18 protein-coding genes and 1 pseudogene are annotated in these 21,638 nt (G+C 69.9%); 10 read left to right on the top strand and 9 right to left on the bottom strand.

Annotated elements, in window-relative coordinates; all coding sequences use genetic code 11:
- Positions 1 to 112: 112 nt before the first annotated feature.
- Entirely contained in the window at positions 113 to 907 is a 795-nt protein-coding gene (locus tag HNR21_RS00235) for an SDR family NAD(P)-dependent oxidoreductase (protein ID WP_182703591.1), read from the bottom strand.
- Between the two features lie 97 nt (positions 908 to 1,004).
- Positions 1,005 to 2,765: a serine/threonine-protein kinase gene (locus tag HNR21_RS00230; RefSeq protein ID WP_182703590.1), complete on the bottom strand. Its 1,761-nt coding sequence runs from the start codon at positions 2,763 to 2,765 to the stop codon at positions 1,005 to 1,007.
- A 531-nt stretch (positions 2,766 to 3,296) separates the two neighbouring features.
- Here HNR21_RS00230 and HNR21_RS00225 point away from each other — a divergent pair.
- From HNR21_RS00225 to HNR21_RS00195, 7 genes and pseudogenes are all read left to right on the top strand, one after another.
- On the top strand, positions 3,297 to 3,578 hold the full coding sequence (locus HNR21_RS00225; protein ID WP_182703589.1) for a DUF397 domain-containing protein: 282 nt from the start codon (positions 3,297 to 3,299) through the stop codon (positions 3,576 to 3,578).
- A 271-nt stretch (positions 3,579 to 3,849) separates the two neighbouring features.
- Positions 3,850 to 4,563, top strand: a pseudogene (locus tag HNR21_RS36720) (TerD family protein); the annotation flags it as partial.
- A gap of 1,722 nt (positions 4,564 to 6,285) precedes the next feature.
- Entirely contained in the window at positions 6,286 to 7,128 is an 843-nt protein-coding gene (locus HNR21_RS00215; protein WP_182703588.1) for a hypothetical protein, read from the top strand.
- A gap of 436 nt (positions 7,129 to 7,564) precedes the next feature.
- Positions 7,565 to 8,101 carry a hypothetical protein gene (locus tag HNR21_RS00210; RefSeq protein ID WP_182703587.1) on the top strand — a complete coding sequence of 179 codons (537 nt, stop codon included), beginning with the start codon at positions 7,565 to 7,567 and terminating at the stop codon, positions 8,099 to 8,101.
- Between the two features lie 271 nt (positions 8,102 to 8,372).
- Positions 8,373 to 9,905: a type I restriction-modification system subunit M gene (locus HNR21_RS00205; protein WP_182703586.1), complete on the top strand. Its 1,533-nt coding sequence runs from the start codon at positions 8,373 to 8,375 to the stop codon at positions 9,903 to 9,905.
- On the top strand, positions 9,902 to 11,071 hold the full coding sequence (locus HNR21_RS00200; protein ID WP_182703585.1) for a restriction endonuclease subunit S domain-containing protein: 1,170 nt from the start codon (positions 9,902 to 9,904) through the stop codon (positions 11,069 to 11,071). Before HNR21_RS00205 ends, HNR21_RS00200 begins: the two co-directional genes overlap by 4 nt.
- 73 nt (positions 11,072 to 11,144) lie before the next feature.
- Positions 11,145 to 14,567 carry a DEAD/DEAH box helicase family protein gene (locus tag HNR21_RS00195; protein WP_246441893.1) on the top strand — a complete coding sequence of 1,141 codons (3,423 nt, stop codon included), beginning with the start codon at positions 11,145 to 11,147 and terminating at the stop codon, positions 14,565 to 14,567.
- A gap of 313 nt (positions 14,568 to 14,880) precedes the next feature.
- On the opposite strand, the gene HNR21_RS00190 is transcribed toward HNR21_RS00195, so the two are convergent.
- From HNR21_RS00190 to HNR21_RS00170, 5 genes are all read right to left on the bottom strand, one after another.
- Complete coding sequence (locus HNR21_RS00190) at positions 14,881 to 15,954, bottom strand: IS110 family RNA-guided transposase (RefSeq protein ID WP_220499987.1); 1,074 nt, start codon at positions 15,952 to 15,954, stop codon at positions 14,881 to 14,883.
- A 227-nt stretch (positions 15,955 to 16,181) separates the two neighbouring features.
- Positions 16,182 to 16,679, bottom strand: a complete 498-nt coding sequence (locus tag HNR21_RS34565) for a hypothetical protein (protein ID WP_220499986.1) — start codon at positions 16,677 to 16,679, stop codon at positions 16,182 to 16,184.
- A gap of 211 nt (positions 16,680 to 16,890) precedes the next feature.
- Positions 16,891 to 18,237, bottom strand: coding sequence for an FtsX-like permease family protein (locus HNR21_RS35785; RefSeq protein WP_182703583.1), 1,347 nt, complete (start codon positions 18,235 to 18,237; stop codon positions 16,891 to 16,893).
- The gene (locus HNR21_RS00175; protein WP_182703582.1) at positions 18,234 to 18,947 is read right to left on the bottom strand and encodes an ABC transporter ATP-binding protein; all 714 of its coding nucleotides are present in this window, start codon (positions 18,945 to 18,947) and stop codon (positions 18,234 to 18,236) included. The genes HNR21_RS35785 and HNR21_RS00175 overlap by 4 nt, the downstream gene beginning before the upstream one ends.
- Complete coding sequence (locus HNR21_RS00170; RefSeq protein WP_182703581.1) at positions 18,947 to 19,474, bottom strand: PadR family transcriptional regulator; 528 nt, start codon at positions 19,472 to 19,474, stop codon at positions 18,947 to 18,949. The genes HNR21_RS00175 and HNR21_RS00170 overlap by 1 nt, the downstream gene beginning before the upstream one ends.
- A gap of 117 nt (positions 19,475 to 19,591) precedes the next feature.
- Here HNR21_RS00170 and HNR21_RS00165 point away from each other — a divergent pair, with 117 nt between their 5' ends.
- Positions 19,592 to 19,759 (top strand): hypothetical protein, encoded by a 168-nt coding sequence (locus tag HNR21_RS00165; protein WP_182703580.1) that lies wholly within the window; start codon positions 19,592 to 19,594, stop codon positions 19,757 to 19,759.
- A 20-nt stretch (positions 19,760 to 19,779) separates the two neighbouring features.
- On the opposite strand, the gene HNR21_RS00160 is transcribed toward HNR21_RS00165, so the two are convergent.
- Both HNR21_RS00160 and HNR21_RS00155 read right to left on the bottom strand, forming a co-directional pair.
- Entirely contained in the window at positions 19,780 to 20,475 is a 696-nt protein-coding gene (locus tag HNR21_RS00160) for a permease prefix domain 1-containing protein (RefSeq protein WP_182703579.1), read from the bottom strand.
- On the bottom strand, positions 20,472 to 20,807 hold the full coding sequence (locus HNR21_RS00155; RefSeq protein WP_182703578.1) for a helix-turn-helix transcriptional regulator: 336 nt from the start codon (positions 20,805 to 20,807) through the stop codon (positions 20,472 to 20,474). Before HNR21_RS00155 ends, HNR21_RS00160 begins: the two co-directional genes overlap by 4 nt.
- Positions 20,808 to 20,880: 73 nt before the next feature.
- Between HNR21_RS00155 and HNR21_RS00150 the strand changes: the two genes are divergently transcribed.
- Together HNR21_RS00150 and HNR21_RS00145 are read left to right on the top strand one after the other, a co-directional pair.
- Positions 20,881 to 21,336: a DUF2269 family protein gene (locus HNR21_RS00150; RefSeq protein WP_182703577.1), complete on the top strand. Its 456-nt coding sequence runs from the start codon at positions 20,881 to 20,883 to the stop codon at positions 21,334 to 21,336.
- 5 nt (positions 21,337 to 21,341) lie between these two features.
- Positions 21,342 to 21,587 (top strand): DUF3817 domain-containing protein, encoded by a 246-nt coding sequence (locus HNR21_RS00145; RefSeq protein ID WP_182703576.1) that lies wholly within the window; start codon positions 21,342 to 21,344, stop codon positions 21,585 to 21,587.
- Positions 21,588 to 21,638 lie beyond the last annotated feature (51 nt).

The following is a 21,638-nucleotide window of genomic DNA, read 5'->3' as shown; positions in this document are numbered from 1 at the left end:
TTGGTCTGCACGGCGTACCTCACGAGGGGAAGGCGAAACGTCCCCGTATGGGCGAAGACGTCGCAAGGCCCCGCTGGGCGGGGCCTTGCGGGGAGTGATCGAGCCCGCGGCGTCAGGGCACGATGGCGTCCACGTAGCCGCCGTCGACGCGCAGTGCGCCGCCGGTGGTGGCCGAGGCGAGCGGGGAGGCGAGGTAGACGACCATGTTGGCGATCTCCTCCGGCTCGATCAGCCGTTGCAGCAGCGACTGGGGGCGGTGCTCGCGCATGAACGCCCGCTGCGCCTCCTCCCACGGCAGGTCCCGGTCCACCAGCGAGTACACGAAGTCCTCGACCCCGCCGGTGTGGGTCGGCCCGGCGATCACCGAGTTGACCGTGACGCCGGTGCCGGCGGCCTCCTTGGCGAAGCCGCGCGACACCGCCAGCAGCGCCGTCTTGGTCATCCCGTAGTGGATCATCTCCGCCGGGATCACGATCGCCGAGTCGCTGGCCACGTACTGCACCCGCCCCCAGCCCCGGCGCATCATGCCGGGCAGGTACGCCCGGGTCAGCCGGACCGCGGCCAGCACGTTCACATCGAAGTAGCGCCGCCACTCGTCGTCGGTGATCTCCAGCGCCGGGGCGGCGCCGAAGATGCCGAGGTTGTTGACCAGGACGTCGACGTCGGGCAGCGCCTCGAGGACCCGGCCGGCGCCGTCCTCGGTGGCGACGTCGGCGGCCACTCCGGTGACCTGCGCTCCGGGCACCTCCTCGCGCAGCCGCGCCACGGCGGCGTCCACCTTCTCGGCGGAACGCCCGTTCACCCCCACATGCGCACCGGCCCGCGCCAGGCCGGTCGCGATGGCCGCTCCGATGCCCTGGGTGGAGCCGGTGACCAGGGCCGTCCTGCCGGAAAGATCGATGTTCATGGGACAGGATCTTCCCCGGCCGGCACGGGCCAACGACGCCCGGCGCGATGTGAGGCCGGTGACACGCGCCGTTCCGCGCGACCGCCGAACGGGCCGCTCAGGAAGGTGAAGGGCGGGGGATCGCCTTGAGCACCTCGGGCCGGAGGAGGGCGGCGGCCCGCTCGTAGGGGATGGCGATCGTGGGCTGGCTGCAGGCGGTCGAGAGACCGAGCGCCGGCCCGTCCGGCAGCACCTCCAGGTGGCGCTCGGTGAGCGCGAACTGGATCGCGGCGTCGTCCAGGTGGCGGACGCCGATCTCCGGCGGCTGGTCGGCGAAGCAGGTGCCGGTGCCGAACTCCCGCAGCAGCAGTCTGAGCGCCGACAGGCCCGCCTGGCCGCGCGCCGAGGGCGCCAGGTGGTCGGACGGCCGCAGCACGGCGCCGGTCCGCAGATCGACGGTGACCGTGCGGTCGACATGCCAGGTGGAATGCCAGAGCGCCCGCGAATCGGGCGCGAAGTCGTAGCGGACCGAAAGGTATTGCGGGCCGCTCAGCCGTACCGAGGGCGTGACCCTCATGGTGGTGTCCAGGGGGGTCGAGGGATCGCCCGGGAAGCGGGCCAGCGCGTCGCGCAACTCGGCCGCGCGGGCGTCCACCGGGGCGCGCAGCGCGCCGTTGATCCGCCGGGTCAGCGCCGGGTCCGCGCCGCCCCGAACGCGGACGAGCTGCCCGGTCACCCGGAACGGGAGGGACGTCGCGGCTTCCTGGTGGGCGGCCAGGGTGACCGTGAGCGGCGGGGGCGGCTCGTCGCGGGTGACGTAGACGGCGGTGCCGGCGGTGACGGCGAGCACCGCGGTACCGGCGACGGCGGCGGCGCCCTTGGCCCCGGCCACGCCGACCAGCCCCGTGCCCGCCGACCCCGCCGCCGTCGCCCCGGCGGTTCCGTGCGCCGCCGCACCCGCCGCGGCGCCCGCGCCTCCGGATCCGGCCGCCAGCACACCCGAGGAGGCCAGGCCGAGCGCGGTGAGCGGGAACAGCGCCGCCAGGGCGGCTGCCGCCCCGGCCAGGACGCGCACCCCACGCTCCTCCCACTGCGCCCCGAACGCGGCCGACGCGACGCTCTCCAGTTCCTCGACGAACGCCGCCGCGCCCGCCGGCCGTTCCCACGGGCTCTTGGCCATCCCCTTGGCGACCAGCGGGCGCAGCGGCTCCGGAACGCCCGCCACCGGCACCGGCGCGGTCAGGTGCAGCCGCCTCAGCTCCGCGATCCCGTCGCCCGCGAACGGCCGCCGCCCGGTCACGCACTCGAAGAACACGCAGGTCGCCGCGTACACATCGGTCACCGGCGTGACGGGCTCCGACCGCCACTGCTCGGGCGCCATGTAGGCCGGGGTGCCCCCGCCGCCCGCCTCGCCCATGTACCGGGCGACGCCGAAGTCGATCAGCTTGCTGAGCCCGTCCGCCCGTACGATCACGTTGGCGGGCTTGTAGTCGCGGTGGACGACGCCCAGGTGGTGCGCGGCGGCCAGCCCCAGCAGCGACCCCTTCAGCACGGTCAGGGCGGCCTCCGGCTCCAGCGCCCCGTGCTCGGCCAGGATCCGCTTGAGCGAGACCCCGTCCACGGCCTCCATCACGATCGCCGTGCCGTGCTCGCCGCGCACCAGCCGGTAGAGCCGGGCGACGTGCGGGCTGTCGACCTGCCCCAGCATCCGCGCCTCGTGCTCGAACTCGTCCCGGTCCGCCTCCCCAGCCCCGGCGGCCAGGTACTTGACGGCCACCGGCGTCCCCGACTCCTCGTGGGCGGCCAGCACGACCCGGCCCTGCCCGCCCCGCCCCAGCTCCCGGATCTCGCGGAACCCCGCGACCCGCCACTCAGCCACCCCCGCAGTGTGCTGGGTCACGGCGCGGCCACCGAACCCTTTTCGCCGAAATCGGCGGGACCGGCTACGGACGGCCTGGCATCGTCCCAGCCCACCGGCAGGGAAGCACTCAACGCGAACGGCGCACCGGCGGCGCCCATGTCCCGTCCCCGTTCTGCGCAACGGGGCGGGACCGGGACGGGAGGACGGCGGACTCGACCAGGGCCATGGGGCGTTCGAGTTCGGCGACGATCCGCCTCGCCGAGGTCAAGTCCGGCCGTCACGACCTCTGACACGACGACGAGTTCAGAGGACCAGGCCCCGGCTTGGTTTTTTCATGTCGGGGATGCCGGGCGGCGAATCACGGCGAAGGCCGAGCCGAAATGGCAACGCCCGACCGTATTCACCTTCCGTGCAATGAACGCGCTGTCCCGCCGGGGACAACACTGAAGCCCCGACGCGCCTACCCGCGGCACATGCCACCTCCCACCATGTGGATCGGACCTGCGCGGTCCTCGCCCAAGAGGCCATCTGCCACATGAACGGAGTGTCATGAACAACGTCCTGCCCTTGCGCTGGCGCAGGAGCACCTACTGCGGCCCCGACCAGATCAACTGCGTCGAACTGGCTGTCCTGGCGAACGTGAACAGTAGGACATGGCGCAAGAGCAGCCATAGCGGTGCCCGCCACGGCGACTGTGTTGAGCCGGCCGCCGTACGCGACGTTCTTGCCATCCGCGACAGCAAGCACCCCACCGGCCCGCTCCTCCTCCTGGACCGCCACGAGCTGTCGGCCCTCCTGGCCGTCATCAAGTCAGGCAAGCACGACCTGTAACACCGCCCGGCCAGAATGAACGCCACGGCGGCGGACAGGACGCCTACCGAACAAGCCACATTCTGATCACCCCATCGAGACGTCAGCGCCGTCGGCATCCGGTCACGGCACCGTGCGGGACGGTGGACGAGCCTTCGACGAAAGCTTCGATCTTGGTTGGCATCCCCGTTCACCAGCGGTTTCTCCGGTAGGCGTGACGATCGGCGGCCCATGGCGGGCACCCGGTGCGGCCAGCGCAAGATCGTATTCTTCGATCTTGTGCTGGGTCGGCATGTCACAGCTCGGATGCATCGTCCTTATCCGGAGCTTCTGGGGGTTAAGGTCTCCTCTGCGCATTCGGGTGATGAAGGTCCACCACCGGATTCCGCTGATCTTGCCGTTTCGGGGGGCTCGGTCAGGTCGTTGCGCGATGCGCCATGTCGCGTTCACTTCACGAGCGGGGGAGTCCGTGCAGCAAATGATCAAAGGCGCCAATGTCGGCCTGTCCAGCCTGAGTGAGGCGACGGGTTCGATCACTCTCACTCTGGGCTGGACGGATCCTTCCGGCGCCGGGGAGGCCGACGTGTCGGTGCTGCTGCTGGGTGCCGACGGGAGAGTCCGCAACGATCAGGACTTCGTCTTCTACAATCAGCCGACCGGCGCCGACGGCGCCGTACAGTTGCTCGGCAAGTCCCCGACCGGCAGCGGCAGTGAGGACCGCATCCTGCTGGACTTGGAGATGCTGCCCGCCGAGATCGAACGCGTCGTCGTGTCCGCGAGCCGGTATGCGGGGGCCACGTTCGGTGATCTGAACGATCTACGGCTGGCCCTTTCCGACAGTTCCGGGGAACGCCTGCTGGCGTTCGACATCACCGACGCCGGCACGGAGACCGCGTTCGTCTTCGGGGAGCTTTACCGCCGTAACGGCGAATGGAAGTTCCGTGCCGTCGGTCAGGGATACGAGTCCGGTCTGAGTGGTCTGGCCACCGACTTCGGCATCAACGTCGACGACAGCGACGACGAACCGCACCAGGAGTCTCCCCCGGAGAACACGCCGGTGCCTGCCGACGGGGCACCGGCCGAGCCAGTGCCGGCTCCCGCCCCGCAGGCGGGTTCGGACAAGCCCGCGGAGCCGAAGGAGCGCAGCCGAGCCGGTCGGGTTCGGACGGCCAAGAAGAAGAGCACCCTGGTCAAGGCGGCGAAGGTGAACCTCGCCGAGCACCCCTCCTGGCAGAGCGCCCGCCTGTTCTCGGTCACCGGTCTGCGCAACGACCAGGAACGGGAGGCCCGGGCCACCTCGACCCTGCTGTCGGTGATGGCGCAGGTGCCCGAGTTCGGCAGGCGGCTGACCGCCCGCTTCAACGCACCCGCCGGAACGATCCAGACTTTCACCGAAGCCTCCTTCAAACACGCCGAGACCAACGTCCGCCCCGACGGCGTCATCCGGGTGGCCCGGGCCGGTCGCATCTGGACCGCGCTGGTCGAGACCAAGACCGGCGGCAACCCCCTCAAGGTCGACCAGGTCGAGTCGTACCTGACCGTGGCGGCCAGGAACGGCTACGAGACCGTCATCACGCTGTCCAACGACATCGCCCTCGACGACGAGCACCCGCTCACCGTCGACAGGCGCAAGCTCAAAAAGGTCGCCCTGCGCCATCTGTCCTGGGCCGAGGTCGCCCACGAGGCGCACATGCTCTGCCACCACCACGGCCTCGACAATCCGGTCCACGCCTGGCTGCTGGGCGAACTGCTCCACTACCTGCGCCAGGTCAACGCCGGCTGCCATGGTTTCCAGGACATGGGACCGGCCTGGGTGCCGGTGCGCAACTCCATCACCGCCGGCACCCTCCGGATCGGCGACAAGCGCGCCATGCAGGTCGCGGAGAACTGGGAGAAGCTGATCCGGCAACTGTGCCTGCGCCTGAGCGGTGAGACCGGCCTCAACGTGGCCCCGGTCATGCGCCGAAGGCGCAGCGACGACTCGGCCGTCCGTCGCATGCAGACCGTGGCCTCCCTGGTCGAGACCGGACGGATGAGCGCCGAGATCCGTATCCCCAGCGCCCCCAACCCCGTCCGGATCGACGCCGACCTGCGCACCGGCCAGATCGAGACCACCGTCGAAGTCCAGGCCGCCGAACGCACCCGTCCGCTGTCCCGCGTCCAGTGGCTGCTGCGCCAGTTGACCGAGGCACCCCCGGAACTGCGCATCGAAGCGCTCGCCCCCGGACAGACCACCGGCCCCTGCGAACTGCTCGGCAGCGCCCGGCCAGAACCCGGCCTGCTCATACCGGAGACCGGAGAGATCTCCTCCTTCCGCCTCACCCTCTCGACCGGAATGGGCACCAAGCGCGGAGCCGAAGAGACAGGATTCATCCGCAGCATCGACACCGCCGTGGACCGCTTCCACCAAGAAGTCCTACAAGCACTCAAGCCCGCCGCTCCCGCGCCGACGGAGGGGTGAAGCCGCTATCCGCCGTGTTGCCGCGCTGCCAACCATCAACGAGTCGAAGCGGCACAAGCCGATTGCCGATGGGATCCTTCGGTCAGCCGGCAAAATCAATGCTTCCTGCACGCAAGCGACGCTTTTTCGGCAAGGTACGTTCGTGGTTTTTGAGGTGAATTCATGACCGGACGGCCGGCTCGCCGGCTCCCTCGCCGCCACCCGGCTGGAGGAACTGCGACAGGGCGGTCGAGCCGCAGAGCGCGGTGGGCCATCGGGACGACGGTCGTGGCCATCTTCACGGCGGTGGTGGCCACAGTCCTGGGTAATGTCCTCAGCACCGGCGCGAACAGGCAGCTTGGATGGGACAGTCCTCGTCCGACCAAGGCCACGGACCGTGCGGGTAATTGGGCGCTCGTGGATTCGGTTACCCCAGTGCGCACCGAGGAGGAAGGCTTCTCATGGTTGTTCGCCGAACCGGTGCAACTCACCGGCGAACAACTGTCGCGGGTGAATCAACTGGCCGCCACAGACCGTGACGCACTGGCCCAGTGGTTCCGTGAACGCGGAGGAGTTGACCCTCGGGCGACGCACGCAAAAATCGCTCTGCGGGGCAACGCCGTCAAGCCGGTCCGAATTATGGAAATGCGTGCTCTCAGTAAGTGCAAGGCTCCGCTGACTGGTGCGCTGGCCCTGTCGCCTCCAGCAGGCGAAGACCCCACCGTCAAGGTGGGGTTCGACCTTGACCAGCCCAATCCGCATGCTCGCATCATCGATGAAAGCGATGCCTGGGGCGGCCCTTACTTCACTGAGAAGACCATTGTTCTGGCGCCTGACGAGAGCATCGTCCTGCACATCGTCGGCGCCACAGAATCCCGATACTGCGAGTTCCGTATTGAAGCCAGGCTCCTCTCCGACGGAAAGGAGAGGACTCAGGTCATCGACCACAATGGTCAGCCCTTCAGGGTGAGTTCCTACGCGCCCAAGAGCCAGCCGTACTCCGGCACGGGATTGTCGGTGTATCAAAAGCTGTACGTCGGGGGGATCGCAAGCCCTCCGCGCGGCCAGTGGAAGCAGGTGGATCCTGCGACGTGGAGGTTTCCTACAAGCTGGCCTGGCTCCACCTCCTGATCAGACTCTCGCCGGCCTGCGCAGAGGCTGGGCGCAACCACAAGGCCGACACTGGGAGTAGGCGATATTGGTGCGCTGCCCATGGCTGTGAGCCCCGGCGACTACACGGTGCAGGCCACCGGGCACCTTCGGGTTGGCAAGCGGGACTTCGCCGCTTTGCTCGATGAGGTCAAGTCCGGCCGTCACGACCTCTGACGCGGTGTGGACCGGCGTGTCCTGTCCAGGGTTCTCCGGACAGAGCCGGTCCGCGCTGGCGAGCCTTCGGGGCCGGGCGCGAGAGCTGGTGTCGGGCGGGCGGCGTCCGTGTCGGTTACCGCATCCGGTTGGTCCGGCCGTTCGTCGTTCTTGTCTCCGTGGACGGCAAGAAGCCGCTGGGACCCCTGACCGGTGACGCTGTGACGCCTGTAGTCAAATGGGGGGCGGGGGGTGGCTCATCATGGGGGATTCCGCCGATCGCAGGCCGGGTGAGGGGCTGTTATGGGCCGCGCCGCTGACGGAGACGCAGGCGGAGCGGCTGAAGGAACGGATCTACGCGACGATCACCATCGTCGCCGTTCTCATGGGGCTCTTCCGGTCCCCGGACATATCCCACGCGGACGCCGCGCTGGTGGTCGTGATCACCGCTGTGGGTCTGTGGGCGGCGATGCTCAGTGCCGACTGGCAGGTCTACCGGATCGTCCACGGCGCCCATCCGTACGGCCGGGACCGGCGCCGCATGGTCTATGTCACCGCTCCGCTGTTGTCGTCCGCCGTCCTCCCGCTGGTCCTCATCTGCCTGTCCGCCCTCGGCCTGCTGACGCTCGGGGCCGCGTTGCTGGCGTCGGCCATGGCCAACACCGCGGGGCTGTTCCTGTGGGGCCTGGTCGGCGGGATGCGGATGGGCGCGCGGCCGGTCGGGGCGGTCATGACGGGCCTGTTCAACCTCTCGATCGGCGCGCTCATCATCTTCATCAAGTTCCTGGTCGACGACTGAAGCCCAGCCCGCAACCAAACGACGGACCGCCGACCGCGACGCCCGACACGCCGCCGCGGCCCGACTGCGGATGTCGTGTCCGCGAGTCCGCCGCGCATTCCGTCCACCCCGGGAACCGACGGCCTCCACGCCCGACATGCCCCGCCCCGGCGCAGACCACCGACGTCCTGGCCCCGGGGCAGGCCCGGCGAGCACCGCCCGGCCGCCGGTCTGACCAGGGACTGAGCCGGAACGGGCACGGCCGTCGGTGGGTGTCGCTACGCTGGCCCGCGTGATTACGGGTGAACTGAAGAGCAAGATCGATCGCCTCTGGGACGCCTTCTGGTCCGGAGGCATCTCCAACCCCCTCGAGGTGATCGAGCAGATCACCTACCTGATGTTCATCCGACGCCTGGACGACATCCAGACGGCCAAGGAGAACAAGGCCACCCGTACGGGCAAGCCGGTCGAGGACCCGATCTACGGCGATGACCCGGACTCGCAGAAGCTGCGCTGGAAGAACTTCACCGGCGAGCACCCCGAAACCATGTACACGCTGGTGCGCGACGGCGTGTTCCCCTGGCTGCGTCGGCTGGGCGGCGATCAGTCCACCTACTCCCACCACATGCGGGACGCCCGCTTCACCATCCCGACGCCGAACCTGCTGGCCAAGGCCGTCGAGATGATCAACACCATCCCGCTCGGCGACCGGGACACCAAGGGCGACCTGTACGAGTACATGCTCAGCAAGATCGCCACCGCCGGTCAGAACGGCCAGTTCCGCACCCCGCGGCACATCATCCAGCTCATGGTCGCCATGACCACGCCCACCCCGCAGGACGAGATCTGCGACCCGGCCTGCGGCACCGCTGGCTTCCTGATGGAGGCGGCCCGCTACGTCAGCGAGACCCACGCCGAGGCCCTGCTGGAGCGGAACCAGCGCCGGCACTTCAACGCCAGCATGTTCCACGGCTTCGACTTCGACCGCACGATGCTCCGCATCGCCAGCATGAACATGCTGCTGCACGAGGTCGAACAGCCCGACATCCGCTATCGCGACTCCCTCGCCGAGCCCCTGTCCCCGGACGACGACGACAGCGACCGCTATTCCCTGATCCTGGCGAACCCGCCGTTCGCCGGAAGCCTCGACTACGAGCGGACCTCCAACGCCCTGCTCAAGGTCGTCAAGACCAAGAAGACCGAACTCCTCTTCCTGGCCCTGTTCCTCCGCCTGCTCAAGCCCGGCGGCCGGGCCGCCGTTATCGTCCCTGAGGGCGTCCTCTTCGGCTCCACCAAGGCCCACAAGGACCTGCGCAGGCTCCTGGTCGAGGGCCACAAGCTCGACGCCGTCGTCAAGCTCCCCAGCGGTGTCTTCAAGCCGTACGCCGGGGTCTCCACCGCCATCCTGTTCTTCACCCGTACCGACTCCGGCGGCACGGATAACGTCTGGTTCTATGACGTCGCCGCGGACGGCTACAGCCTCGACGACAAGCGCGCTCCGCTACTGCCCCAGAACAAGCTGGGGCTCAGACCGTCCGCTCCCCTAGACGAGGCCGACCACGCCAAGAACAACCTTCCCGACGTCCTCACCCGTTGGACCCGGCGCACCACCACCGAGCTACAGCGCGCCCGCACCGATCAGAGCTTCTGCGTACCCAAGGAAGACATCGCAGCCCAGGACTACGACCTCAGCATTACCCGCTACAAGGAGGTCGCGTATGAAGAGGCGGAACACCGCGCACCTATGGAGATCCTCGAAGAACTCGAACGCATCGAGTCCGACATTCAACAGGATATCTCTGACCTCAAGGGGCTGCTGGGATGAACGTCGTCGCCCTAGGTGAGATTATCAAGCCTGCGCAGCCGCCCCGTGCCGGCGATGGCGAATACCCGATCCTGTCCATCACCATGCGCCATGGCCTGGTCGATCAAGAGGAGAAATTTAAAAAGCGGGTCGCCAGTGCCGACTTGTCGGCGTACAAGGTGGTGACCCGTGGGCAGCTCGTGGTCGGTTTCCCGATAGACGAGGGTGTACTAGCCTTCCAGAACAAATATCCCAAGGCTGTCGTCAGTCCAGCTTACAGCATATGGGATCTCATCGCCCCCGACCGGGTGAACAGAAACTACCTGCAGAGGTACCTGCGGTCGCCGAGAGCTCTGTCATACTATGTCTCTCGCCTGCGCGGCACCACAGCGCGGAGGCGCAGCCTTCCGCAAGACGTTTTCCTGGCTCTTCCAGTTCCCATGCCCGGCCGCAGTGAGCAAGACCGCATAGTGTCGGTTCTCGATCAAGCCGACCGAGTCCGGGAAAGGCGGCGAGGGGCCATCGACCTGCTCGATGAGCTGGCGCGATCCATCTTCCTCGACATGTTCGGTGACCCGATTAAAAATCCACATAGTTGGCCAGTATGGTCATTCGGCGATCTTCTAGATATGCCGCCGAGAAATGGGGTGTCGCCGTCTAGTGATGGTTCTGTGCAAGGGAAGGTGTTGACGCTTTCTGCGATCACAGGAAGTCGGTTCAATGATAAATCTGTTAAGTCGGCACTATTTTATATGGCTCCGCCTGCGAGACAGTCGGTGGATTCTCGAGACCTTTTGATCTGTCGAGGAAGCGGGAATATTGCCCTTGTTGGGCGTGGCTTTTTTCCGTCGCGGAGCATGGTGGATGTCACCTTTCCTGATACTGTCATTGCTGCTCGCGTGGATCGGCGCCGCCTGCTGCCGAATTTTATAGAATCTCTATGGGGTATGCCCTTTGTGCGACGTCAGATAGAGTCGGTGGCGCGTACTACGAGCGGCATTTATAAGATCAATCAAAAGATGGTCGAGGCGGTGCGGGTGATAGTTCCGCCGCTGGATCTTCAGGAACAATTTTCGTCTCGTGTCGAGGCTGTTCGGCGGCTGGAGGCGACTCATCGCGCGCACCTGGCCGGGTTGGACGAGTTGTTCGGTTCGCTGCAACAGCGGGCGTTCCGGGGGGATTTGTGAGACGATCGGGGCCGACGTGACCTGACGGGTGGGGACCTCCAGGGGTGGGTTTCGCGTGGGCAACTTTGAGTTCTTGCAGGCAGAGTGGGCCGAACTGCACGCCGAGGCCGTTCAGGCGGAACGGCTGGCCGTGGCCGATCCTCGGACCTCCTGCTTTTACGCGCGGCGGTGCCTGGAGCAGGCAGTCAACTGGCTTTATGAGGCCGACAGCACGTTGCGGCTGCCGCATCGCAACGATCTGGCGGCGAAGATAGCCGAACCGACGATGGCACGCCTCGTCGGATCAATGATCCGGACGAAGATGGATCTGATCCGGCGGCAGGGCAACATCGCCGTGCACGGTTCGGGGCAGGTGCGGGAGGGCGACGCGGTCCGGGTCGTGGCGGAACTGTTCCACGTCATGTACTGGATCGCCCGGCGCTACACCCGCGACAAGGCCAATCTCCCGGCGGACGGGCTGGCGTTCGACCGGGCGCTGATCCCCCGGCCGCAGCCCGCCGCGGTGCGCCGGCAGTTGCAGGCCGAGCTGCAGGCCAAGGCCGAGGAGTTCGAGCAGCAGCAGGGCGAGCTGCTGGACGCCCGCCGTAAGGCCACTGAGCTCGACGCCGAGATCAAGCGGCTGCGCGAGGAGATCAAGGCCGCCAAGGAGGCCAACGCCGCCGTCGCCGACACCCACGACTACAACGAGGCCGACACCCGCCGCCTGCTGATCGACCTGCTGCTCAAGGAGGCCGGGTGGCGGCTCGACAAGCCCGAGGACCGCGAGTACCCGGTGACCGGGCTGCCCGAGACCGCGTCGCCGTCCGGCAACGGGTTCGTGGACTATGTGCTGTGGGACGACGACGGCAAGCCGCTCGGCGTCGTAGAGGCCAAGCGCACCGGCAGGGAGGCGACGGCGGGGCTGCACCAGGCCAAGCTGTACGCCGACTGCCTGGAGGCGAAGTTCGGACAGCGGCCGGTGATCTTCGCGACCAACGGCTACGAGATCCACCTCTGGGACGACGTGAACGACCCGCCCCGGCAGGTGCAGGGCTTCTACACCAAGGACGAGCTGCGGCTGATGGTCCAGCGGCGGACCACCCGCCGGCCGCTGAGCTCCGACGAGATCAACGGGAAGATCGTCGAGCGCTACTACCAGGTGCGGGCCATCACGCGGGTGGCCGAGGCGCTGGAGCAGGAACGGCGGCGGCACGCGCTGCTGGTGATGGCGACCGGGACGGGCAAGACCCGTACGGTCATCGCGCTGGTCGACCTGCTGATGCGGGCCGGATGGGTCAAGCGGGTGCTGTTCCTGGCCGACCGCAAGGCGCTGGTGCGGCAGGCGACCGCCGCGTTCAAGACCCACCTGGAGAGCGTCCCGACGATCAACCTGCTGGAGGACCGGGAGGACCCCAGCGCCCGGGTCTACGTGTCGACGTATCAGACGATGATGGGAATGATCGACACGTTCGACGGGGACGTGCGGCGGTTCGGCGTCGGCCACTTCGACCTGGTGGTGGTGGACGAGGCGCACCGCACCATCTACGCCAAGTACGGGGCGCTGCTGGACTACTTCGACGCGCCGCTGGTGGGGCTGACCGCCACGCCGCGCGACGAGATCGACCGCAACACCTACCGGCGCTTCCAGCTCAACGAGGGCGAGCCGACCGACGTCTACGACCTGGACGAGGCGATCGAGGACGGATACCTGGTCAAGCCGGTGCTGATGAGCGTTACGCTGACGTTCATGCAGCGCGGCGTCCGGTACGACGAGCTGTCGGAGGAGGAGAAGGAGGCCTGGGAGGCCGCCGAGTGGGACGAGGAGGGAAACGTCCCCGACGAGGTCAGCGCCGACGAGCTGAACAAGTACCTGTTCAACGCCGACACCGTGGACAAGATGCTCGAGGTCCTGATGGAGCAGGGCATCAAGGTGGGCGACCGCGACATCGGAAAGACGATCATCTTCGCCCGGAACGTCAAGCACGCCGAGTTCATCGCCGAGCGGTTCAACGTCGCGTACCCGCAGTACAAAGGCCGGTTCGCGCAGGTCATCACCGCGCAGCAGAACTACGCGCAGAGCCTGATCGATGACTTCTCCCAGCCGGAGAAGATGCCGCAGATCGCGATCTCCGTGGACATGCTCGACACCGGGATCGACGTGCCGGAGGTGGTGAACCTGGTGTTCGCCAAGCCGGTGTACTCGCGCACCAAGTTCTGGCAGATGCTCGGGCGGGGGACTCGGCTGCGCCCGGACCTGTTCGGCCCCGACCAGGACAAGACCCACTTTCTCATCTTCGACCTGTGCCGGAACGCGGAGTTCTTCAACGCCGGGCTCAAGGCCGCCGAGGGAGCGGTGGCCCGGTCGATCAGCGAGAAGATCTTCCGCGCCCGGCTGGACGTGCTGCGCGCACTGGACGCCCAGTCGCCGCCGCCTCCGCTGCCCGACGACATTCCGGATGGCACCGCCGGTCCCGGTGACCTGCGCTGGGCGCTGGCCGACCGACTGCGGCTGCAGGTGCTCGGCATGAACCCCGACAACTTCCTGGTCCGCCCGCACCGCCGGCAGGTGCAGACCTACAGCAACCCGGAGAGCTGGCAGCGGCTCACCGAGAGCGTGGTCGCCGAGATAGCCGAGCATCTGGCCGCGTTGCCCAGCGCGAACGACGAGGGCGACGGGGTGGAGGCCAAGCAGTTCGACCTGCTGGCGCTGCGGCTGCAACTGACCGTGCTGACCGGCGACCCCGCGTTCGACGGGCTGCGCGCCAGGGTGCAGGAGATCGCCTCGGGCCTGCTGGACAAGACCGCCATCCCGGCGGTGGCCGAGCAACTGGAGCTGCTGGAGGCGCTGGCGGGCGAGGAATGGTGGCAGGACGTCACCGCGCCCATGCTGGAGGCCATGCGCCGCCGCGTGCGGGGGCTGGTCCGGCACGTGGACCGGCGCCGCCGCAAGGCGGTGTACCTGGACGTGCAGGACACGCTCGGCGACCTGTCGGTGCTGGAACTGCAGGGCATGGGCGTCATGGGCGACCGCAGCCGCTTCGAGGCGCGGGTCCGCACGTACCTGCGTAGCCACGAGGACAACCTCGCGGTGCAGAAGCTGCGCCGCAACCGGCAGATCACCACCGCCGACCTGACCGAACTGGAGAAGGTGTTCCTGGAGTCGGCGTTCGGCACCGAGGAGGACATCGAACGCGTCCGGGCGGAGCACGACGGGCACTTCGGACTGTTCCTGCGGTCGCTGACCGGGCTGGACCGGCAGGCCGCAGTGGAGGCGTTCGCCCGCTTCATGGAGGGGCGGAAGCTGTCGTCCCAGCAGATGGACTTCCTGAACCTGCTGATCGACTCGCTCAGCCGCAACGGGATCGTGAAGGTGGACGACCTCTACGAGGCTCCGTTCACGCATCGCGCTCCCGGTGGTCCCGAAGCCATCTTCCCCGAGGCGGACGTCGAGGTTCTCATCACCGTCCTCGACGAGGTGCGCTCCACCGCCGTTCCGCCCGAGTCCGCCGCCGGCTGACCGGCCGGGCTCGCACCGTCGCCGTCACGTCCGCGGGTGCACTGGTCTCGCTCTTGTGGGAGGCGTGTCCGGCCGAGGCGCTGCTCACAGGTGGGGAGTGATCGACCTCAGGATGCTGCGCTTGAGCCTGGCGCTCACGACGGGAGGGGCGCGCGACCGCCCCGCCGTTCCTGAACGGCAGCAGGCGCGGCGGACGTGTGCGGCCGGGCGTGTGTTCTCGGAAGGCGGGCGGGGTGAACGTGGGGCTTAGATGCGAAACGGCCCCGGGTGGGCCCGGGGCCGTTCCTCGTGCCGGTGGATGCTCCTATGGATGTCAAGCGGCGAGTTCAAGATCGTTTGATGTGGTGATGATCTGGTAGAGCTCGCGGGCGATGTAACGCTTCAGGCATCGGATGATCTCTTTCTTGGACAGGCCTTGCTTGGTGCGCCGTTCGGCGTAGGCGCGGGTGCGTGGGTCCCAGCGCAGGCGGCACAGCACGACGCGGTAGAGGGCGGCGTTGGCCTGCCGGTCGCCGCCGCGGTTGAGGCGGTGCCGGGTGGTCTTGCCGGACGAGGCGGGGATCGGGGCGGCGCCGCAGAGCATGGCGAACGCCGCCTCGGAGACGAGCCGGTCGTGGTTTTGGCCGGCGGTGACCAGCAGCTGGCCGGCGACGTCGGTGCCGAGCCCGTTGGCGGCGACCAGGCGGGGGTTGATCGCGGCCACGAGCGGGGCGAGGAGCTCGTCCAGATCGGTGATCTCGGCCGACAGTTGCTGATGGCGGCGGGCCAGCGAGCGCAGGGCGATCTTGGCGGCGGTGGCCGGTGACGCGGCGTCGGCCCGGTCGGGCCGCAGGCTCGCGCAGACGGTGATCAGTTGCGTGACCGGCAGGCCGCGCAGGCGTTCGCGCAGTTCGTCGGGGGCGGTGACGATCAGGGCCTTGATCTGGCGCTGGGCGTCGGCCCGCTGGTCGACCGCCGAGCGGCGGGCCACCCGCAGGTTGCGCAGCGCCTCGACGCGGCCGTCGCGCCGCTTGGGGGTTCCGGTCCGCTCGCCGGCCAGGGCGGTCTTGGCCGCCTGGATGGCATCGATCGGGTCGGACTTGCCCTGGAACCGGCGGGTCTTGCGGTCGGGGCGGTCGGCCTCGACGACGTGGACGCCCTGGTCGCGCAGCAGGCGGGCCAGCCCGGCCCCGTAGGCGCCGGTGCCCTCGACCCCGACCGGCCCCAGCCGCCCGAACCGGCGCATCCAGTCCAGCAGCGCGGTGTATCCGGCCGCATCGGCGGGGAACTGCTCGGTGCCCAGCACTCGCCCGACCTGGTCGATCACCGCGGCGGTGTGGGTGTCTTGGTGGGTGTCGACTCCACCGGTGACCTCGAAGGCCTGCTGTTGGGGTGTAATGGAGGGCATCGTCGTCCTGTCGTCTTGGCTGGGGGCAGGGCGGCACGCACCAGCCGGGCAACGCGGACAAGACAGAGATGGGGCCTCTGGCCAGGCTCCTATGAAGTCACAACGCCACGCCCGGTGAGCGCACATGAGCGCCTCCCGGCCAAGGCCGACATATCCCGTTGAAGACCCAAGGTCAGTCAGTGGCTGGGTCAGGCCCCGCCGGGAGGCGCTCATCTACATCATCTCTGTCAGTGGCGCTTGATGTAGACCACTCCGCTCGTGTAGCCGCGGTGCGCGTGGCGGGCGCTGCGCACCGCCAGGTCGACGGTGATGCGGTGGTGGCCGTGGTTGTGGAACAGCCGGCCCCGGTATCCCTCCCGCAGGATGAGCTTGTGGCGGTGGATGCGGAACGCCACCGGGCGGTAGCCGGAGCGCCGGTTGTAGACGTACACCGAGGCGCGCGGCGGCACGGTGAACCGCAGGCAGTTGTCGTTCCAGCGGTGGGCCGGAACGTGGCAGCGGAACCTCAGCACCCGGCCGTGGCCGTACGGGTGGCCGTGGCCCTGGCCGTGACCGTGGCCGTGGCCGTACGGGTGGTCGTGGTTGTGCGACTGGCCGTGGCCGCGCGGCTCCCGGTGGTCGGCGGCGGTCGTGGTGGCGGCGTGGGCGGCCGGACCGGCGGCGACCGTCATCGCCGTGGCGACGGCCAGCAGCGCCCCCGCCAGACCCTTCCGGACATCGGACATGATTCCCCCCTTGCTCTAGGTGATGAGAGCGATGCGAAAAGTAGCAAGGGGTCGTTCGCCGCCACGCTGGCATTGCGCGGAGATGACCAATGTGCCGCCGGTCCGTTATCCGCGATCACGACGGCGTCCGGAAGGTCCCGATCTGACGTCCTCCCCGCCCCGGCACGGCGTTCATCGGGCCGTCCCCGTGGCGGCCCGATGAACGCCGGGGTCATTCGGTGCGCAGTTGCTCGGGGGAGGCGGCGCGGGCCAGCAGCCGGCGGGAGGCGGCGGTGACGGCGGACGCGGCGGCGATCCCCAGCAGCGTCATCAGCACGGCGCGTCCCAGGGACCAGGCGGCCACGAACGTCGTCGGCTCCGACACCAGCACGGTGAACGCCCCCATGCCGATCAGCCCGGTGAGCGCGGCCACGGCGCAGACCGGGGCGGCGGCGATCAGCGCCTGCCGCTGGGCGGTTCGGCGCAGGGCGGACACCGGCGTTCCGGACGCCGTCAGCGCCGCCAGCGACCGGCGGCTCTCCAGCAGCCACTCGGCGCGGTGCACCACCAGGGCGACGGCGGCCACCGCCAGCGCCAGCAGCAGCGCCAGGTCCACCAGGGTGAAGCTGACCAGCCAGAACGGGTCGGTCGAGGAGTCGTCGCGCAGGGCGTCGTCCAGTACGTCGGCCTGGATGATGCCGGCCCCCGTGCCGAACAGCACCACCAGGCCGATCACCGACAGGGTGCGGCCCCACGAACGCGGGTCGGCCTGCAGGGTCCGCGCGGCCAGCAGCGTCTGCGGAGTGCGGGCCCACCGGGCCGCCAGGCGGGCCGACTCCAGCACCAGGCGGCTGCCGGCGGCCACCATGCCGACGACGGTGACGGCGCCGCCGGTGAACTGCAGCGTCACCCCGGGCCCCTCCGGGAGGAACGCCGCGACGGCCATGATGACCAGGCCCGCGCCCAGCGGCAGCAGCGCGACGGCGCGCGGGTGCGGCCGGTGCGCCCGCCGGCTGACGCCCAGCGGCGAGGCCAGCACGTGCCGGGAGGCCAGCAGGCCGGTCACCGCCCCGGCGGCCACCACCGCCGCCACCACCAGGGGAACGAGCCACACCGGCGCCGCGTACCGGGCGGTGCGCTCGACCGACAGCGCGGCCATGGCCGCCTGCTGGCAGACGACGTACCCGGTGACGCCGAGCACCGCGCCGGCCACGCTGACGCGCAGCGCCTCGGCCGCGGCGATCAGCCGCACCTCCCGCGGGGTGGCGCCGGCCAGCCGCAGCGCCGCAAGCCGGCGTTCCCGGGTGGCCTGCGCGATCCGCCCGGCCTGGTGCAGCAGCGCCAGCGGGGGGACCACCAGCAGCGCCAGCGCCAGCGCGGTGCCGCCGCGCAGCCCCTCCTCGGTGACCAGCCCGGCCCAGTCGCTGTAGGTGTTGCCGCGGATGGTCAGCAGGTTGCCGGCGCCCAGCAGGAAGAACGTGGCCAGCGCGGCGGCGGCGATCATCAGGCGGCGGACCCGCCGGTCGGCGTGGGAGGCGCCGCGGGCCAGCATCGCGGCGACGGTCAGGGCGGCGCTCATCGGGTCGCCTCCGGCAGCGTCGCGTCCGGCTCCCGGTACGGCTCGGCCGGTTCGGCCAGGCGGCCGTCGCGGACGATGACCTCGCGGTCGGCGTAGGCGGCGACCTGGTTGTCGTGGGTGACCAGCACCAGGGTGGTCCCGCGGGAGCGGACCGCGTCCAGCAGCCGGGCCAGGACCTGCTCGCCGGCGATGGTGTCCAGGGCGCCGGTCGGCTCGTCGGCGAAGATCACCGACGGTTCGGTGGCCAGCGCCCGGGCGACGGCGACCCGCTGGGCCTGCCCGCCGGACAGGTCGCCGGGCCGCAGGTGGGCGCATTCGACCGCGCCGACGCGCCCGAGCCACTCGACGGCGGCGGCGTGCGCGGCCCGGCGCTCGGCGCCGGCGAACATCAGCGGCAGCGCGATGTTCTCGGCGGCGGTCAGTTCGGGCACCAGATGCCCGAACTGCAGCACCACGCCGAAGTTGTCGCGGCGCAGCCGGGTGCGGGTCTCCTCGTCCAGCCGGTCCAGCCGGGTGTCGCCGAAGCGGACCTCCCCGGCGTCGGGCCGGGTGATCCCGGCCAGGCAGTGCAGCAGGGTCGACTTGCCCGACCCGCTGGGCCCGGTGACCGCGACGACCTCGCCGGCGTCGATCGTCAGCGACAGCCCGCGCAGGGCGGGGGTGCGGCCGAAGGACTTGGCTATGTCGCGGGCTTGCAGCAAGGGGGCCATCACGCGATCTCCTTGGTGAGGTCCGCCAGGCGGCGGGCGGCCAGATCCATCCATCTCAGGTCGGCGTCCAGGTGCAGCAGGGCGTGGTCGGCGGCCAGCAGCCGGGCGGCGGTGCGGTCGGGGTCGGTCTTGACCGCCGTCAGCTCCCGCATCCGCGCCAGATGGGCGGCGCGCTGGCGGTCCAGGTAGAGCTGGGGGTCCTCGCCGGCGACCAGGGCCAGCACGACCCGGGTGAACAGGGCGCCGGACACGTACGGGGCGGGCGGCTCGACCTCGCCCAGCCAGGCCCGGATGCGGGCGCGGCCCTCGTCGGTGAGCCGGTAGACGGTGCGCTCGGGGCCGCCGTCGCTGACGGTCTCGGCGACCGCGACCAGCCCGTCGCGTTCCAGTCGCTGCAGGGTGGAGTACACCTGCCCGTAGGCGACGGGCTTGGCACCGGGCAGCCGCTCGTCGTGCTCGCGCTTGAGCTCGTATCCGTGCTTGGGCCGCTCGGCCAGCAGCCCCAGCAGGATGTGCGGTATCGACATGGGCCTACTATACACTCGGTGTATGTACTGAGTGAATAGCCGCTGACCTCCATCTTCCGTGGAGGGCGGCCGGCAGACCTCGGCAAAGGGCGATCACTCGGAGAGGGCGGGCACGGCGTGGAGGAGTGGCGCGGGTACGAGAGGACGCGGGGTGACGCGGTGGAGTGCCGGGAGATCCGCTCCTTCCGCGGTGAGGTCACGACCCTGACGCCGCACGACCTCACCCCGGACACCGCCGCCGAGGCCGACCGTTTCCTGCTCGGCGGGACGCCGATCGGTCCCTGATGCGCCGTGCCGTCCGGCGTTCAGGACCGGGCGTTCGGCTCGGGGACGGGGAGGTGGGCGCACCGGCGGCAGGCCCGCGCCGAGGAGGCGATCGTGGCGTGGGCGGCGGCGGCCAGGGCGCCCGCGAGGACCAGGAGGGTCCAGTCGGCGGTGAACAGGGCGGTGACGGCGAACGTGACGGTGGCCAGGGCCGCCGCCACGGCGGCGGCCGTCCCGGTCCACGCCACGGCCAGGGGCAGCCGGGACGGTGTGGGCAGCCGGCGGGCGAGGGAGCCGGTGACGACCAGCGTCGCCGAGGAGAACACGGCGGCGGTGGCGGCCACGGCGGCGAGCTGGAGGCCGAGCAGATGGGCGGCCGGCGGCAGGCCGGGGTCGGCGGCGCGGATGGCGTACCAGCAGGCCAGCAGGAGCGGGACGGTCAGCGCGACGACCCGGGCGGTGTGGCGGGCCTGGACGACGGTGAGCTCGCGCTGGCAGCTCGCCGCGATCTCGCCGACGGGCCCGAAGTCCCGCACCGCCTCGCGGGCGGCGTCCCGCGGGGGCATCCCCTCCTGCGCGTAGGCGTCGGCCGTGTCGACGAGGCCGTCGCGGATGTCGCCGACCATCCGGGCCCTGACCCTCGCCGGGCCGTGCAGGGCGACGGCCAGGGCCGCGACGTACTCCTCGATCGGGCCGTCGTCCGGGGCCGGCTCGGCCCGCCGGCGCGGCGCCCTCATGTCGCCTGCCCGGGCAGCGGCCGGAGCACCGACCCGATCACGGCCGTGAACTCCTCCCACGCCGACCGTTCGGCGGCCAGGGTGCGCCGCCCCGCGTCGGTCAGCTCGTAGCAGCGGCGGCGCCGTTCGCCGACCGACTGCCAGGTGCTGTGCAGCAGGCCGAGCCGTTCCAGCCGGTTGAGCGCCGGATAGACGGTGCCCTTGCGCAGCTCGAGCACTCCGCCGCTGCGCTCCTGGACCGCGGCGATGATCGCGTATCCGTGCAGCGGCCCCGACTCCAGGACGGACAGCAGCAGGCCGTCCAGATGTCCCCGTACCGCGTCGACCCTCATGGATAGACAGCCTACCCACCGTGATAGATAGATTGGCAACCAATCCATTGGCCGCCGATCCACGGGACCGTTCATGACCAAGCTGCTGCTGTCCGTCCATGTGCTCGCCGCGATCCTGGCCATCGGCCCGGTCGCCGTGGCCGCCTCGCTGTTCCCCCGCCACGCGCGCCGGACGGCCGACGAGGAGACCGGGACCGCCGCGTTCCTCCACCGCACCTGCCGGGTGTACGCCGTCGTGGGGATCGCCGTCCCGGTCTTCGGCTTCGCCACCGGAGCCGAACTCGGCGTGCTGACCGATGCCTGGCTGATCGCGTCCGTCGTCCTGACCGCGATCGCCGCCGCCCTGCTGGCCCTGGCGATCCTCCCCGGCCAGCGACGCCTGCTGACCCCCGCCCCGGACGGGACCGCCGCCGCGGACAGGCGTGCGGCGGCGGCCCGGCTGGCCATGCTCACTGGGATCTTCAACCTGCTCTGGGCGATCGTCGTCGTCCTGATGATCGTCCGCCCCGGCTCCACCACGGGGGTGTGAACGCCGTGCGCACCCTCCGGATCGCCGCCGCCGTCGAGGCCGCCTCCCTGGCCGTCCTCCTGGCCAACCTGCTCACCGCCCATGCCGAGGCGATCGCCTCCCTGGTCGGCCCCCTGCACGGCACCGCCTATCTGACCGTCATCGCCGCCACCTGGCTCATCCCCGCCGGTACGCCCGCCCGGCGGCGCGCCGTCATCCCCGGCATAGGCGGCCTCCTGGCCCTCCGCCGCCTCCCCGCCGACCCGGAATGAGACCGACGCGCCGCCGCGGTGACCGAACCGCGAGGCGCTCGTGGTGCTCAA

Source organism: Thermomonospora cellulosilytica (assembly GCF_014138835.1).
Lineage (GTDB): Bacteria > Actinomycetota > Actinomycetes > Streptosporangiales > Streptosporangiaceae > Thermomonospora > Thermomonospora amylolytica.
Note: the sequence above shows the minus strand (reverse complement) of the source record. Positions and strands in the feature narration are given on the sequence as shown.